The sequence below is a fragment of the Lacinutrix sp. genome (assembly GCF_029238095.1).
In the GTDB taxonomy this organism is placed as follows: domain Bacteria; phylum Bacteroidota; class Bacteroidia; order Flavobacteriales; family Flavobacteriaceae; genus Lacinutrix.
In genome coordinates, this window is sequence record NZ_JAQWGS010000008.1 from 94,519 (window position 1) to 109,908 (window position 15,390).

Genomic DNA, 15,390 nt, shown 5'->3' on the forward strand with positions numbered 1-15,390 from the left:
ATTAAGCGATACTATAATTTGTTAAAGTTTATATTTTAATGCAACTATTAGGTTTCTTCCTGGAGCAGAAATTCCAGAAGAATAGGTTCTATAACGTTGGTCTGTAATATTTTCTAAACTAGTAGTAATACTTGTAGCTCTATTGAGTTGGTATTGTAATCTAAAATTTAAAGTATACCAAGATGGAGAATAAGGGTTTCCGTCATTATCTAAAGCATATAAATATGCTTTAGAACGTTCTGAAGGTGCTAATTGATTAAAAGATAAGGCACCATTATAATTAATAAATGCATCTGCTTTAATCGTTTTATTTTGCCAAATTAGATGTGTATTTCCAAAATTTGGAGACACGTGTCTTACAGGCACTTCTAATCCATCAGTTTCCTCTGTACCTCCAACAATATTATATTGAGAGGTTAACTTTAAAGTTTCACTAAAATTAATTTTTGCTCCTATCTCAAAACCATAAATCCAAGATTTTGTAACATTTTGTATAGATTGTATATTACTTAATTCGCCATCATAAAATATCTCGCTTTCTCCATTTAAATCAGTATCTCTTCTATCTAATGCATTATTAAGATAAGTATAGTATGTTGCAGTGTCTAAAATTACAACATCACTAAAATTCAAGTTTAATCCTAATTCGCCACCATAAGCGTGTTCAGGATCTAAATTGTTGTTTGGTACTACTACAGATCCAGGTTCAGAATCGAATACTTTACCAATATCGTCTATATTTGGCGCTCTAAATGCTGAAGAAAAATTAAGTTTCCATTGTAACAGCTCGTTTGGAGACCAACTTACACCTGCAGTTCCAGTAAGTGCGCTAGAGTTATTATTAGCTTCTGTAAAAGGTAAATTTAAGAAGACGGTATTTTTTGAAAAATTTGCTTTTGAAATGACATTGTTAAAGCGTAAACCGATTTGAAATACTAGGTTATTATTTAGTTTATATTTTAAACTAGTAAAAACAGCTGCAGATTGCCAAGTAGATCCATCTGGATATCTTGATACCGTAGGCTCTATAGTATTTGTTGTAATATTTTCTTGAAAACCATTAGAGTGGATTGTATTGTGCACGTATTCTACTCCGTAAAAAAAGGCTGTTTTATCTGTTAAAGATTTTTCTAAATCTAAATTAAAAGAAAAGGCATCAACACCTTCCTCTCTAACATTTCTAATTTGAGATTGAAAATTACGGTCTATTCTACTTTCTTGAAAGTTTTGATAAGCTATAGTAGCCTTAACTTTATCAAAAAGATTAGAGTTACTACTTAATTTAGTAACATTTAAATTTGTCATAAACCATTTTTGTGGTCCATAATACCATTCTGCAGATCTTAAATTATCACCATTATAACGTATTAATCTATCATATCGTGGTGTGTTTGATGTTGCAGTGTAAAATATACCCAAATCAAAATCTAAATCTTCATTGGCCTCATATCTTGCCTTTTGCATGATATTATGTTGATGGTAACCAGAAAATTTTTGAATATTTTGGTTGTTATTTTCTACAATTATATCTTCATTATTGTTTGTAACCACAAACTCAGGTCTTAAGTAATCTTCTGGGCCATGACTTCCCATTCTTAAATCACCAAAATCTGTATAACTTGCATTAGTAATAAATGCCCATTTTTTAAATCCATAATTAACATCTAAGTGAGCTGTTTTCTCTTGAGAGGCAGATGCATATCTTAACACTGCATTTGTTTTTAAGTAAATAGAATCTGTATATGATACTTTTGGAGTTTTTGTGTAAAAACTCATAACACCACCTATTGCATCACTTCCATAAATTACATTACCAGCTCCTAGTGAAACTTCTGTATTTTGAATAGAAAAAGGGTCTATAGAAATAACATTTTGTATGTTTCCTCCTCTAAAAATAGCATTATTCATTCTAACTCCATCTACTGTAATAAGTAATCTATTGGTCGAGAAACCTCTAATTATTGGACTTCCTCCACCTAATTGGCTTTTTTGAATGTAAACTTGTCCTGTAGACTGCAAAAGATCTGCACTTGTTTGAGGATTCTCGAAAGCAATTGTTCTTGCGCTTACACTTGATATTTTTTTTGGTATATCTCTTTTATTTTCTTTAAACTTTGATGCAGAAAGCACGATTTCATCTAAACCTTGTGATTTTGGATTTAATGCTACTTTTTTGTTTAAAATTAAAGATTTTGAAACTAAAAACAAATTGTAAGATATGTGCTTAAAATATAGAATCTCAGACGCCTCAAAAAGCTCTAAATTTGCCTTACCATAAAAATCTGTAATAACACTTTTAGATTTTGATTTATTATAAATAGCAACACTTGGTATTGGTTCATTACTTTTTTTATTTAATACTGTTATTTCCTGAGCTTCTGCATAAAAGCACAAACAAAAAAATGCAAAAAAATAAAGAATATACTTACTGCTTTTAACTAAAAACTTCATTAAATATCTGTTGTGATTTTGGCTTTTTAAAACTCCCCAAATGTAGTTCAAAATATATTAAAATAAGATTTAAAAAAGATTGCCTCTGTTTAGCATTTATTTTTACTTTGTCTAATTCATCAAAATTTGTGCCTAAAAGGCGTTTTAAGAGTGTTAAATTTTCGCCAGTAACAGAATATTTGCTTTGTTGATTTTCTTGAAATTTTCCATCTTCTAAATTAAAGTAGGATGCTTCAATTTTTGAAATATCTGGATAAAAACCAAGATGCTTTGTTAAATTTAAAAGAAATAATAAATGAAAGTTTGAAAATTGATCTTGAGTGTCTAACCATTGTAAAGCTGCTTCTAAATAGTTGAATAACGTATCATTCTGCTCTTCTTCTTGAAGTGAACTCGAAAGTACTTCTGCTAAAAACATTACAATAGCGCCTTTTAACACATTAGTATGTAAAGTAGAATATAGATAATTAATTTTTACTTCTTTTATATATTGAAGAGACCTAGAAGGTTTTGTGTCTGTAACTATTTGAACCTGTGTTAACAGTTGATAATAAGCTGTTTTTGATCCTTTTTTAGATTTTAATACACCTTTTAATAGGTAACTTACAATCCCTTCTTTTTGGGTATAGCATTTAATTATTAAATCGTTATCTCGAAATTTTAGTTTAGATAGTACAATGGCATTTGTGGTTAGCAACATTATCTCACTACCATTAATTTTAGAACTTTAGTTTCAAAAGAATCTAAATCTGAAATCATAACCATGTAAACACCTGTTGCTACTGTTCTATTAGACATGTTTTTTCCATTCCATAGTGCAGTACCTCCATCTATTTCTAGATTATTTCCACTAAATTTTGTGTTGGTTCTGGTTTCAGCCTCTGTAACTAAATTACCTTCAATATCTGTAATTTTAATATTTACGTTTCCGGTTACACCTTTAATTTTAATTTTTTCATCGTTAATATTAAAATTTGGCCTCACTGGATTTGGGTACACATAGGCTTCGTTTAGGTTTACATCTGGAACAGAAGTTTCGCTATTAAAAGAAACAAGACCTTTATCTGTAGCTATATATACTCTACCATTTGTTTCATCTAAAGCTATATCTAAGACATTATTAGATGGTAATGGTGAGTTGTTTTTTGTAAAATGATAGATATTATCTTGAGCATCTGATGAGAAATAATAAGCTCCTGTTGCTAAAGTTGCTACCCATTTATTATTCGCTCCATCAACTTCAATATCTGTTACATATTGTTGAAACAATAATTCACTAGCAATACCATTATCTAAAACAATTATTTCTGAAGGCTGGTAGTTTGAATCTTCAAAAAAAGCATCGACATCGTAAATAACTCGAAGTCCTTTATCCGTACCAAACCAAATATAATTTTGCTTATCTACTTTAACAGTTCTGACTGAAGGTGCTGGAATATTTTGCTCTTCAGATTCAATATTCTTTATTTCACCTGTTTCTGGTTTGTAACCAATAATCCCTTTTCTATGTCCTCCTACCCAAACAATACCGTCATTATCTACGTCTATCGATCCATATCCAATTTCAGTATTACTATTAAAAATAATTTCGCTGAAATCGTAAGATTTCCATTCTCCGGTTTCTAAATTATGAGATATTAAGGGTGTTAGTATTTTTGCATTAGTACACCACAGAATATTATTTTTAATTATTGAGCCTGCATTTCTTATATCAATACCTCCAGACCAAGAAGACACGAAAGAACTATTATCTGGATTATATAAAATTGTTGGAATATTATAGTTGTCTAACTCAAGTAAACCGCTTACAAAAGAGCTTATGTACACTTTACTGGGATTTAATGGGTTTACATTAATTTTATTAAGGTTTAATGCTCCAAAAATGCTGTCGTATGGGATATTGTTCCATTCTTCTCCATTTAAATGGCTGAAACCTTTTCTTCTTAATGGAAATGGGTTATAAGATATTGTATAGTCGCCATAGGTTACCCAAACATTATTTGCCACTGCAGCAATTGTAAATGCGTTGTTTGATAATGGACACGAAGGATGAATTTCTTGAAAAATAGTGAGGTCTGAAATATTAGTTTTCAATATGCCATATGCTGTTTTATTACTAACAAAAACACCGTCTGTTCCTATAAAAATGTCATTATCCTCATTAATTATTGCAGAATTAAAATTAGTAGGAAAATCTGTACTTGAATTAACAACTGCAACTTCACTAAAAGGCTCTGCTGTATAAAGATATACTGCATTTGAAATAGTTACTAAAAGTTGGTTATTTGATTCCCTTAAATCTTTTATAAAACCAGTATAGGTTGTTCTTAAAACTGGAGTGTTATTAACTATTTCATACAACTGCTTATTGCTCCTTGCAACAAAAATTTGCTCTCCTACAGACTCAATTTTCACCCAATTTGCTCCGCCTGTTTGTTGCCACTGTTGAGAATCAATTAAATTTGGGTTATCTACATCAGCTTGAAACAATCCAATAGCTGTAGCTGCATATATGTTATTTTGCAAAACAGTAGTTTGGTTAACTTTTAATTGGGTGCCATTTGGTCCAAAAAAATAAGTATCACCAAACTCTAATGCATTAATATCGTATACTGAAATTCCATAATCGGTAGAAATGTATGCAAAACCATTATATATATTAAAATGATTTATTCTTTTGTCTGTTGGTGGAATGGTAGGCTTATCTAGTATATCGACAACACTTTTAACTTCTTGACTAGATTCTAGATAGACTTGCATTAATCCGTTTTCAAAACCAATTAACAGTAGGTTATTTTCTTCTACATAAAGTAAAGTAGAAATAGTCTCTCCAGATAAACCATTAATTGTTGTTAATTCATCAATTTCATTGGTTTGTGTATCATATATAAAAACGGCATTTTCACCAGCTGCATATATTTTTGAGGATCCTACAGAGATATCTTTTATGTCTAGGTAAGCAAAATAGCCTTTCCAGTCTCTAGAATAATCTTGAGAATGTATTACTATTGGAAACAATAATATTAATAATAGGTATTTAATTTTCATAGCTTGTAATTACCTTTTTATAACGTAGAATATTGCAAAAATATATACAAAAACTAAAAAAGCTTCCGTTTTAGGAAGCTTTTTTAAATATTTACATCATTCTTTATACTACACCTTGTGCTAGCATGGCATCTGCTACTTTAACAAATCCTGCAACATTAGCACCTTTTACATAATCTATAGTACCATCTTCTTGTGTTCCGTAGGTTACACAAGATTCATGAATATCATTCATAATCTGGTTTAGTTTAGCGTCTACCTCTTCTCTTGTCCAGTTATATCTTAAAGAGTTTTGACTCATCTCTAAACCTGATGTTGCAACTCCTCCAGCGTTAGATGCTTTACCTGGAGAAAATAACACTTTTGCTTTTTGAAATGCTTCAATAGCTTCTGGTGTTGTTGGCATATTTGCGCCTTCTGCTACAACTATTACTTTATTTTGTATTAAAGCTTGTGCTTCTTCTTTATTCAATTCGTTTTGGGTTGCACATGGCATAGCCACATCACAATTAACACTCCAAGGCCTTTCGCCTTTATGGAATTTAGCAGACGAATATTTATCTACATATTCACTAATTCTTCCTCTTTTTTCATTTTTAAGATCCATAATAAATGCTAATTTTTCTGCATCTATTCCGTTCTCATCGTAAATATAACCTGAAGAGTCAGACATAGTAACAACTTTACCACCTAATTGTGTAGCTTTCTCACAAGCATATTGCGCTACGTTTCCAGAACCAGAAATAACAACAGTTTTTCCTTTAAAAGAATCGTTTTTTGTAGCTAACATGTTTTTTGCAAAGTAAACACAACCATACCCTGTAGCTTCTGGTCTTATTAAAGAACCTCCATAACTTATTCCTTTTCCAGTAAGAACACCTGTAAACTCGTTTCGTAATCTTTTATACTGACCAAACATGTAGCCTATTTCTCGACCACCAACACCAATGTCTCCAGCAGGAACATCTGTATTTGCTCCTATATGACGAAATAACTCAGACATGAAAGATTGGCAAAAACGCATAACCTCATTATCACTCTTCCCTTTTGGATTAAAATCACTTCCACCTTTTCCTCCACCCATAGGTAAAGTAGTTAGAGCGTTTTTAAACACTTGTTCGAAACCTAAAAACTTAAGAATACTTAAATTTACAGATGGATGAAAACGCAAACCTCCTTTGTATGGACCAATAGCAGAGTTAAACTCTACTCTAAACGCTCTACTAACTTGAATTTCTCCTATATCGTCTATCCATGGTACTCTAAAAATTATCGTGCGTTCTGGTTCTACCATACGCTCTAATAACATTTTTCCTTGATACTTAGGATTTTCTTCAATAAACGGGATTACAGTCTCTGCAACCTCGTGAACAGCTTGTAAAAATTCTGGTTCATGACCATTTTTTTCTTTTACTAAATCTAAAAATGCTTGAATTTTATTTTCCATTCTACTGGTAAATTATATTTTTAATAAAATTATTGTTTGTTTTGTACAGCAAATATACATTATCTTTAAAAAAAACCTTTATTTTTTTAAAATTCGCAAATACATATTTTCTATACTTGCAAAAGCATTTTCTAAAGCTTTACGTGTTGGGTTGTGTGTTCTAGAATATTCAAACCCTTTATGTCCTCCTGGAGTCGTTTGTGCATAAGTAGAGGTTTGGTATATAGGTGGCATAACTGCTCCATAAGCTGGATCGAATTGTTGTTTGCCATGTATAGTTTTAGTATTAAATTTCATAATGGTTAGATTGTAATTGAACTAAAATAACTTTCAGTTTTTTTGATTACAACAAAAATAACCTTTAATTCGTTGTATTAAAATTGTATTAAAAGCTTCTGTCAATGTTTAACAATTTATCTTTCAGATTTATAAAAACTTTTAGCCTTATCCTTTTAACAAGTATCTCTATTTCTTGTAAAGACGATATAACTCTTGATTTCTCTGAAATGGCTATTATAGATGAAGATGAGACCACTATTGAAATAAATATACCAAAGGCCGAAGGGAAGACAGAAGCTGCTAAACAAATTAATACCTCACTTATTCTATTTGTAAATACAGCCTTAAATATTGAGGCTGATTCTAATATAAAAACAAGTACCGAAGAAAGTATTCTAGATTTTAAAAAGGCCTACAAAGATTTTAAAACACAAATTGGGAAAACATTATATACCAATTTGCCTCCTTGGGAAATACTAATAGATGGTGAAATAATTTACAAAAGCGAAACGTTAGTTTCTATTGCTATGAATTCTAGTATTAACACTGGTGGTGCACACAGTAATCTAGTGTTTAAATTCTATAATTTTGATGTTAGCACTGGACAAGAACTAGAAACTAAAGATTTAATTAATGATGTTTCAGCATTTACAACTTTAGCCGAAAAGTATTTCAATAAAGAATTACTCTCTGCGGATAATGACCGTATTGAAGCTTTTAATAACGACATGTTTAAGCTTCCAGATAATCTTGGGTTTAGCGATGATGGTGTAATAGTGCTTTACGATACATTTAACACCTCAACAAATAACGTAATAGAATTTACAATACCTTACACAGTTGCAGATAAGTATTTAAACTTTTAAAGCACGTAACAAAGCTAAAATATAACCTGCATGCATACCTTCGTGAATAAGTGCAAATTGTATAGCTTGATTAACATTAGTAAGCGTGTTTCCTGTTGTAGATAAGGTATACTCGTTATAAGTACTAAAAACTTTAGAACTAAAATCGGCTTTAGTGTGCTCTATTGTAGAAAAAGCTAACGCTTTCAACTCTTCTACATCTGTTTGGGTTGCTTTACCATCTGGTTTAGTCCCTTTTTTATACTTTTCTATAAGCGCATCACTTACATTTGGCTTTAAACCAGATAACTTATAAACTAGTATTTGCTCAGTAACAATACTGTGCCCAATATTCCAGATAATGTTATTATTAAACCCTTTAGGAATTGCATTTAATTGTGCTAAAGACAACTCTTCTAAATACGCTTTAAAAAAGCCTCTTGTTTTTAAAAAAACATCAAAAGTAAAATCCATAATTCAAATTTTTTATAAATATAGTAGAAACTGTTTTAAATGAATTTAATTTGCATAGTTAAAAATTAGATTTTCGTTTACACGGAAAAAAATCCTAGATCTCGATGACTAACATAGTGTATTATTTAAAATCTTGTAGTACTTGTATTCGCATATTAAAAGAACTTAATTTACCTGCAAACGTAGTGCTACAAAATATAAAAACTGATGCTATAACAGAGCAGCAGATTGATGAAATGAAAAACTTGGCTGGAAGTTATGAAGCACTTTTTAGTAAAAGAGCAACGTTATATAAACAACGTGATTTAAAAAACAAGACGTTAACAGAAATGGATTATAAAAATCTAATTTTAGAACACTATACTTTTCTTAGCAGACCAGTATTTATTTTAAAAAATAAAATTTACATAGGCAACTCTAAAAAAAATGTTGAAGCTGTTAAAAACGCTTTAAATGAAAACTAGATATTGGGCACTTATTGCTGCATTTTTAGTGCAACTTTTATACGGTTTAAATTTTACATATGCTAAAGATGTTATGGCTGGTGGCTACATGAAACCCTTTGGTTTTATACTATTACGTGTTGCTGGTGCTACAGCTTTATTTTGGTTATTTAGTTTCTTAGGTCCCAGAGAAAAAATAGAGCGTAAAGATTATTTAACTTTTTTCTATGCTGCTGTTTTTGGTGTTACTATAAATATGCTTTGCTTTTTTAAAGGTCTAGAGTTTACAACACCAATTCATGCTTCTGTAATAATGATAACCACTCCAATTATAGTATTGGTTTTGTCTTCATTTTACTTAAAAGAACAGGTAACATCTTTAAAGATTTTTGGAGTAATTTTAGGTTTTACAGGCGCTTTGGTCTTAAGTATCTATGGAAAATCTAACCTAGAAGGTGACAACGTATTATTGGGCAACCTTTTTGTTTTTATTAATGCCATTTCTTACAGTATTTATATAATAATTGTAAAAAAGCTAACCTACAAGTACCATCCATTTACATTTATTCGCTGGCTATTTTTATTCGGATTAATCTTAATTATACCTTTTGGATATAACGAGTTAGTAGCTACTCAGTTTTCAACATTTACACCATATATAACTTTTTCTGTACTTTTTGTTGTTGTTGGTGCCACTTTTGGCACGTATCTATTAAACCCATTAGCGCTTAGGAGTTTAAAGGCCTCTACTGTAACAACATTTATATACATACAGCCAGTAATTGCAGGAATATTTGCAATAATTATGGGAAGTGATAGTATTACTCCTGTAAAATTAATAGCTTCAGCTTTAATATTTGCAGGTGTCTATTTAGTCACTAAAAAAAACCTAAAGAAAAACTAGCTTAAGTTTTTTGGCCTACGACCATTTGCTCTTGTATCTTCTTTTGAGAGAACTTTATAGTCTTCTGTTTTTGGAAACTTATAGGCTAAATCCATAAGCGCTTTTGGTAAATGTGTCATCTTTCTAGCTTTTAAATCAATCCAAGCACCAAACATTTCACAAAACGCTATGTTTTCACCTTTATGGTTATAAAAATTGTGATCGAACTTAAAAAAAGCGCCATCTTCACTAAGTCCTGAAACTTCTAAAGAAACTGTAATAGGCTGCCCCAAAAATGCTTCTTTAAAATAATGCATGTGCTCGTAAAAAACTACTGGTCCAATATTATGGATTGCCAATTCTTTCATAGTAAACCCAAATTCCATTAAAAAAGCCATTCTAGTATGACTCATAAAATTAGTGTAAGCAGAATTTGCTAAGTGTTTATTGGCATCAACATCACTCCAACGTATTTCGAACTGTTTTTTGTACATTTTTTGAGAATTTTAAATGCAAAAATACAGTTTTCTAAGGATTCTGTTTTCATTATCTTTGCACAACTTTATACATTAGTTTATGATTCATTCAATGACAGGTTATGGTAAATCTGTTTTACAATTACCAACAAAAAAAATAACCATTGAGCTAAAATCGCTTAACAGTAAAAACCTAGATTTGAATGCTAGAATGCCTTCAATTTACAGAGAAAAAGAGCTCTATTTACGTAAATTAATGGCTAAAGAATTAGAACGTGGAAAAATAGATTTCTCTATTTATGTAGAAGCGACAGCAGAGGACACATCTACTAAAATAAACACTCCTGTTGTAAAACAATACATGCAACAATTACGCGAATTATTAAGCGTAAGTAGTGATCAAGAGTTATTAAAAATGGCTGTTAGATTTCCAGATGCTTTAAATACGGAACGTGAAGAAATAGATAATAACGAGTGGAAACACATTGAAGCAGAAATTGTTACTGCAATTGCTGCTATTAAAGACTATCGTTTAAATGAAGGTAAAGTTTTAGAAACAGATTTTAAGAGCCGAGTACAAACCATTGAACATTTATTAGATCAAGTTGTTACAATGGATCCAGACCGTGTGGAAGGTGTTCGCGAACGCTTAAAAAAAGGTGTTGAAGACCTTCGTGAAAAGTACGACGAAAACCGTTTTGAGCAAGAATTGGTTTACTACATAGAAAAATTTGATATTACTGAAGAAAAAGTGCGTTTAAAAAACCACCTAGACTATTTTATAGAAACACTAAATTCTGGCGATTCTAATGGTAAAAAATTAGCCTTTATTGGTCAAGAAATGGGACGCGAGATTAATACCATTGGTTCTAAAAGTAATTATGCACCAATGCAACAATTAGTGGTACAAATGAAAGACGAATTAGAAAAAATTAAAGAACAATTACTTAACGTTTTATAAGATGGCACAAGGCAAACTTATAGTATTCTCTGCACCATCAGGCTCTGGAAAAACAACAATAGTTAGGCATTTATTAAAACAAGAGGCTTTAAATTTAGCGTTCTCTATTTCTGCAACCTCTCGAGAAAAACGAGGCACAGAAGTACATGCCGAAGATTATTATTTTATGCCTGCTCACGAGTTTAAACAACATATAAAACACGACGATTTTCTTGAATGGGAAGAAGTGTACAGAGATAATTTTTACGGCACTTTAAAAACCGAAGTCGAACGTCTTTGGGCTTTAGGTAAAAACGTTATTTTCGATATTGATGTTTCTGGTGGATTACGTATAAAACGAAAGTTCCCAGAACAAACGTTAGCTGTTTTTGTAAAACCACCAAGTATAGACGAGCTTAAAATTAGACTTAAAAACAGAAAAACTGAAAGCGACGATAAAATAAACATGCGTGTAGCAAAAGCAAGTGCAGAGCTTGCAACTGCTCCTCTTTTTGATGTTATTATTGAAAACGATAATTTAGAAAAAGCTTTAAAAGAAGCTGAAGACACTGTTGAAGGTTTTTTAAATAGCGAAACTAAAAAGTAAATTGTAATGAATATTGGTCTTTATTTTGGTTCTTTTAATCCAATACATATTGGACATCTAATAATTGCGAACCAATTAGTAGAAAATAGCGATTTAGACCAAATATGGTTTGTAGTAACACCACACAATCCCTTTAAAAAGAAAAGCACACTCTTAGATAATTTCCAGCGTTTAGAAATGGTATATCTTGCCACAAAAGATTATACAAAGTTAAAAGAAAGTAATATCGAGTTTACTTTACCACAACCAAACTATACCATAAATACACTTACCTACTTACAAGAAAAGTATCCAGACTATGCCTTTTCTTTAATAATGGGAGAAGACAATTTAAAGAGTTTTCATAAATGGAAAAACTACGAAATAATACTAGAAAACCATAATATTTATGTGTATCCTAGAATTTCTAATGGTAAAGTAGATACTCAGTTTAATAACCATAAAAAAATTCACAGAATAGAAGCTCCAATTATAGAAATCTCTTCAACATTAATTAGAAATGCTATAAAAGAAGGAAAAAACGTTAAACCATTATTACCAGAAAATGTTTGGCAGTATTTGGATGATATGAATTTTTATAAATAAAACCTCACTATCTCTAGCAAGGTTTAATTTCAAAAATGTAAAAGCGAGGCGCTCTAAAAATCTAATAATCCAAGAAGTCTAAACATGCTTCCCAACCTCAAAACCATGTTTTCCTATGTATTGGTTTCCACTATCTATAGCATCACCTTCAAGCGTTGTTCCCATAGAATCGTTCCAACGGTTTAAGTAACCAAATAAAGAAATAACACCTAACATTTCTACAATCTCACCTTCTGTCCAATGCTCATGTAAACGTTTTTTTATGTTTTCATCAACAGCATTTGGTACTTGAGAAGCCGCTAAAGAAAAATCTAATGCAGCACGCTCAGCTTCGTTAAAAGCAGGATGCGTTCTGTATTCCCAAATATTATCCAACTGTTCTTGCTCTGCGCCATAACGCTCTGCAGCACGAATGGCATGTGCTTGACAATAACGACAACCTGTACTGTTACTACTTACCCAAGCAATCATACGCTTTAATGCTGAAGATACTTTGCCTTCGTTTGCCATTACTGCCATATTTAAATTTATAAACGCTTTAGAAATGGCTGGTCTACGTTGCATAGTTAAAACAGAGTTTGGGCAAAACCCTAAAGTTTCATTAAAAAACTCGGCTAGTTTTTTAGTTTCTAAATCGTGCTCTGCATCTAATGGTGTAACTAATGGCATATTTTATATATTAAATAGTATTTTTGAAAGTATCAATAAACGAAAAATTCTTCAATATGTCACACAAAGTCACAACTGTTTGGAAAGAAAACATGATTTTTGAAAGCGATAATCCTAATGGTTACACCTTTAATTTAGGACAATCTGAAAATAGTAACGACCCATACAAACCTTTAGGTCCAAAGGCTGTAATGCTATCATCGCTTGCAGCCTGTTCTGGATTAGACGTGGTTTCTATTACAGAAAAAATGAAAACAGAATTTGCAAACTTTAAAATTGAAGTACAAGGCGAACTAACAGGCGAATACCCAAAAACATACCATACAGTAAACGTAGATTATCATTTTTATGGGAAAGATTTAGAAGAGGAAAAAATAACAAAAGCCGTTAACCTTTCAGTCGAAAAATATTGTGGTGTCATGGAAATGTTTCGTCAATTTGCTAATGTAGAAACACAAATTCATTTTCATAACGCTTAGATTTTGAGATAGCTAACTATTTACTTTCAACCATTCACTTTTAACTAAACCATGCGCTGGACACTAAAACCAAAACCAAATCTTGAAACAGTACAGTTTTTGCAACACGCATTACAAGTAGAAGAAACTATTGCTTCTCTTTTAGTACAAAGAAGTATAGAAACTTATGAGCAAGCCAAAGATTTTTTTAGACCTAGTTTAAACCATTTGCATGATCCTTTTTTAATGAAGGATATGCAAAAAGCAGTAGAACGCATCCAAAAAGCAATAGAGAGCAACGAAAATATACTGGTTTATGGCGATTATGATGTGGATGGCACTACTGCTGTATCGTTAATGTCTTCCTATTTAAAAAGCGAATATCCAAATGTTGCCACATATATTCCAGATCGTTATAATGAAGGTTATGGTATTTCTTTTCAAGGTATAGATTTTGCCGAAGACAATAATTTTACCTTAATTATAGCATTAGATTGCGGCATAAAAGCTATAGATAAAATTAATTATGCGAAAGAAAAAAACATTGATTTTATAATTTGCGACCACCACAGACCAGGAGAACAAGTACCAAATGCCATTGCTGTTTTAGACCCAAAACAAAACGATTGTAACTATCCTTATAAAGAATTATGTGGCTGTGGTGTTGGTTTTAAACTCATTCAAGCATTAGCTTCAAAAAAAGGAAAAACCATTGATGATTTAGTAGAATATCTTGATTTAGTTGCTACAGCCATTGGAGCAGATATTGTTCCTATAACTGGAGAAAATAGAATTTTGGCTTATTTTGGCTTACAAGTTATTAATACGCAACCTAGAGCTGGATTTAAAGCCATCATCAATCAAATTAAAAAAGAAACGCTAACCATTACAGATGTTGTATTTATTATTGCACCAAGAATAAATGCTGCTGGACGAATGAAACATGGACAATATGCAGTAGATTTATTAACAGAAACTAATGTACAAACAGCAGAAGTATACGCTAAAGAAATAGAGGATTTTAATACAGATAGACGTGAAGCAGATAAACAAATTACAATTGAAGCTCTTGAGCATATTGAAACGCAAAAAGAACAAGAAAGGTTTACTACTGTTGTTTATAGCCAAGACTGGCATAAAGGTGTTATTGGTATTGTTGCTAGTAGATTAATAGAAACTTACTATAGACCAACTTTAGTTTTTACTAAAAGTGGCAATATGTTGGCTGCTTCTGCACGTTCTGTAAAAGGATTCGATGTTTACAATGCATTAGAAGCTTGTTCAGAATATATAGAGCAGTTTGGAGGTCATAAATATGCAGCAGGTTTAACACTTAAAGAAGAAAACTACGAAGCCTTTAAACAAAAATTTGAAGACGTTGTAGAAAGCACAATCGACAAGAGATTGCTTACTCCAGAGATTAGTATAGATACTCAAATAGAGCTTAACGAGATCACACCAAAATTTTATAGAATTTTAAGCCAGTTTGCGCCATTTGGTCCAGGCAATATGTCACCAGTATTTATGAGTGATAATTTAGAAGATACAGGTTATGGCAAATGTGTTGGTGAAGACAATAAACATTTACGACTAACCGTAAAACAGCCAAACAGCGATAAAATAGTGTGTATTGGTTTTGGTCTTGGAGACAAGCTAAATCTTATAAAAGATAAAAGGACTTTTAAAGCTGCTTATTCTATTGATGAGAATGAGTGGAAAGGTAATGTGTTTTTACAATTAAAGTTGCGAGATATAAAAGAATAATTATCTCTGTAAGGTTTTAAA

Annotated in this window: 15 protein-coding genes and 1 pseudogene; 8 read left to right on the forward strand and 8 right to left on the reverse strand. The window is 31.3% G+C overall.

Annotation, left to right across the window (positions count from 1 at the left end; translation table 11 throughout):
- Window positions 1–21 precede the first annotated feature (21 nt).
- From P8H50_RS02500 to P8H50_RS02520, 5 genes and pseudogenes are all read right to left on the reverse strand, one after another.
- Window positions 22–2,451, reverse strand: coding sequence for a TonB-dependent receptor (locus tag P8H50_RS02500; protein WP_300205271.1), 2,430 nt, complete (start codon window positions 2,449–2,451; stop codon window positions 22–24).
- Entirely contained in the window at window positions 2,435–3,151 is a 717-nt protein-coding gene (gene recO / locus P8H50_RS02505) for a DNA repair protein RecO (protein WP_300205273.1), read from the reverse strand. The genes P8H50_RS02500 and recO overlap by 17 nt, the downstream gene beginning before the upstream one ends.
- Window positions 3,151–5,499 (reverse strand): ABC transporter substrate-binding protein, encoded by a 2,349-nt coding sequence (locus P8H50_RS02510; RefSeq protein ID WP_300205276.1) that lies wholly within the window; start codon window positions 5,497–5,499, stop codon window positions 3,151–3,153. Before P8H50_RS02510 ends, recO begins: the two co-directional genes overlap by 1 nt.
- 103 nt (window positions 5,500–5,602) lie before the next feature.
- Complete coding sequence (gene gdhA, locus P8H50_RS02515) at window positions 5,603–6,946, reverse strand: NADP-specific glutamate dehydrogenase (RefSeq protein WP_300205278.1); 1,344 nt, start codon at window positions 6,944–6,946, stop codon at window positions 5,603–5,605.
- A 105-nt stretch (window positions 6,947–7,051) separates the two neighbouring features.
- A pseudogene (locus P8H50_RS02520) lies at window positions 7,052–7,243 on the reverse strand (PLP-dependent transferase); the annotation flags it as partial.
- Window positions 7,244–7,347: 104 nt separating this feature from the next.
- On the opposite strand from P8H50_RS02520, the gene P8H50_RS02525 reads away from it, so the two are divergent.
- Window positions 7,348–8,091, forward strand: a complete 744-nt coding sequence (locus tag P8H50_RS02525; RefSeq protein WP_300205281.1) for a DUF4163 domain-containing protein — start codon at window positions 7,348–7,350, stop codon at window positions 8,089–8,091.
- Here the strand turns inward: P8H50_RS02525 and P8H50_RS02530 are convergent.
- The gene (locus P8H50_RS02530; RefSeq protein WP_300205283.1) at window positions 8,080–8,544 is read right to left on the reverse strand and encodes a DinB family protein; all 465 of its coding nucleotides are present in this window, start codon (window positions 8,542–8,544) and stop codon (window positions 8,080–8,082) included. The two genes, P8H50_RS02525 and P8H50_RS02530, sit on opposite strands and share 12 nt — an antisense overlap.
- Window positions 8,545–8,648: 104 nt before the next feature.
- Between P8H50_RS02530 and P8H50_RS02535 the strand changes: the two genes are divergently transcribed.
- Complete coding sequence (locus P8H50_RS02535) at window positions 8,649–9,008, forward strand: ArsC/Spx/MgsR family protein (protein WP_300205285.1); 360 nt, start codon at window positions 8,649–8,651, stop codon at window positions 9,006–9,008.
- Window positions 8,998–9,891: a DMT family transporter gene (locus P8H50_RS02540; RefSeq protein ID WP_300205287.1), complete on the forward strand. Its 894-nt coding sequence runs from the start codon at window positions 8,998–9,000 to the stop codon at window positions 9,889–9,891. The genes P8H50_RS02535 and P8H50_RS02540 overlap by 11 nt, the downstream gene beginning before the upstream one ends.
- Here P8H50_RS02540 and P8H50_RS02545 read toward each other — a convergent pair.
- Window positions 9,888–10,364, reverse strand: coding sequence for an acyl-CoA thioesterase (locus P8H50_RS02545; RefSeq protein WP_300205289.1), 477 nt, complete (start codon window positions 10,362–10,364; stop codon window positions 9,888–9,890). The genes P8H50_RS02540 and P8H50_RS02545 overlap by 4 nt on opposite strands.
- A gap of 82 nt (window positions 10,365–10,446) precedes the next feature.
- On the opposite strand from P8H50_RS02545, the gene P8H50_RS02550 reads away from it, so the two are divergent.
- The 3 genes from P8H50_RS02550 to nadD are packed head-to-tail and all read left to right on the forward strand — an operon-like array spanning window position 10,447 to window position 12,478.
- Window positions 10,447–11,307 (forward strand): YicC/YloC family endoribonuclease, encoded by an 861-nt coding sequence (locus P8H50_RS02550; RefSeq protein WP_300205291.1) that lies wholly within the window; start codon window positions 10,447–10,449, stop codon window positions 11,305–11,307.
- A gap of 1 nt (window position 11,308) precedes the next feature.
- Entirely contained in the window at window positions 11,309–11,893 is a 585-nt protein-coding gene (gene gmk, locus P8H50_RS02555; RefSeq protein WP_300205293.1) for a guanylate kinase, read from the forward strand.
- A 6-nt stretch (window positions 11,894–11,899) separates the two neighbouring features.
- Window positions 11,900–12,478: a nicotinate (nicotinamide) nucleotide adenylyltransferase gene (nadD, locus tag P8H50_RS02560; protein WP_300205295.1), complete on the forward strand. Its 579-nt coding sequence runs from the start codon at window positions 11,900–11,902 to the stop codon at window positions 12,476–12,478.
- 78 nt (window positions 12,479–12,556) lie between these two features.
- Here nadD and P8H50_RS02565 read toward each other — a convergent pair whose 3' ends face one another.
- On the reverse strand, window positions 12,557–13,147 hold the full coding sequence (locus tag P8H50_RS02565) for a carboxymuconolactone decarboxylase family protein (protein ID WP_300205297.1): 591 nt from the start codon (window positions 13,145–13,147) through the stop codon (window positions 12,557–12,559).
- A 56-nt stretch (window positions 13,148–13,203) separates the two neighbouring features.
- On the opposite strand from P8H50_RS02565, the gene P8H50_RS02570 reads away from it, so the two are divergent.
- On the forward strand, window positions 13,204–13,626 hold the full coding sequence (locus P8H50_RS02570; protein ID WP_300205299.1) for an OsmC family protein: 423 nt from the start codon (window positions 13,204–13,206) through the stop codon (window positions 13,624–13,626).
- Window positions 13,627–13,677: 51 nt separating this feature from the next.
- Complete coding sequence (recJ, locus tag P8H50_RS02575; RefSeq protein WP_300205301.1) at window positions 13,678–15,369, forward strand: single-stranded-DNA-specific exonuclease RecJ; 1,692 nt, start codon at window positions 13,678–13,680, stop codon at window positions 15,367–15,369.
- Window positions 15,370–15,390 lie beyond the last annotated feature (21 nt).

Bases quoted from the DNA above. Each gene is read 5' to 3' on its own strand.
- nadD (WP_300205295.1), top strand. From the start codon at position 11,900: ATGAATATTGGTCTTTATTTTGGTTCTTTTAATCCAATACATATTGGA.
- P8H50_RS02570 (WP_300205299.1), top strand. From the start codon at position 13,204: ATGTCACACAAAGTCACAACTGTTTGGAAAGAAAACATGATTTTTGAA.
- recO (WP_300205273.1), bottom strand. From the start codon at position 3,151: ATGTTGCTAACCACAAATGCCATTGTACTATCTAAACTAAAATTTCGA.
- P8H50_RS02535 (WP_300205285.1), top strand. From the start codon at position 8,649: ATGACTAACATAGTGTATTATTTAAAATCTTGTAGTACTTGTATTCGC.
- P8H50_RS02510 (WP_300205276.1), bottom strand. From the start codon at position 5,499: ATGAAAATTAAATACCTATTATTAATATTATTGTTTCCAATAGTAATA.
- P8H50_RS02500 (WP_300205271.1), bottom strand. From the start codon at position 2,451: ATGAAGTTTTTAGTTAAAAGCAGTAAGTATATTCTTTATTTTTTTGCA.
- P8H50_RS02525 (WP_300205281.1), top strand. From the start codon at position 7,348: ATGTTTAACAATTTATCTTTCAGATTTATAAAAACTTTTAGCCTTATC.
- P8H50_RS02545 (WP_300205289.1), bottom strand. From the start codon at position 10,364: ATGTACAAAAAACAGTTCGAAATACGTTGGAGTGATGTTGATGCCAAT.
- gdhA (WP_300205278.1), bottom strand. From the start codon at position 6,946: ATGGAAAATAAAATTCAAGCATTTTTAGATTTAGTAAAAGAAAAAAAT.
- P8H50_RS02530 (WP_300205283.1), bottom strand. From the start codon at position 8,544: ATGGATTTTACTTTTGATGTTTTTTTAAAAACAAGAGGCTTTTTTAAA.
- recJ (WP_300205301.1), top strand. From the start codon at position 13,678: ATGCGCTGGACACTAAAACCAAAACCAAATCTTGAAACAGTACAGTTT.
- P8H50_RS02565 (WP_300205297.1), bottom strand. From the start codon at position 13,147: ATGCCATTAGTTACACCATTAGATGCAGAGCACGATTTAGAAACTAAA.
- gmk (WP_300205293.1), top strand. From the start codon at position 11,309: ATGGCACAAGGCAAACTTATAGTATTCTCTGCACCATCAGGCTCTGGA.
- P8H50_RS02550 (WP_300205291.1), top strand. From the start codon at position 10,447: ATGATTCATTCAATGACAGGTTATGGTAAATCTGTTTTACAATTACCA.
- P8H50_RS02540 (WP_300205287.1), top strand. From the start codon at position 8,998: ATGAAAACTAGATATTGGGCACTTATTGCTGCATTTTTAGTGCAACTT.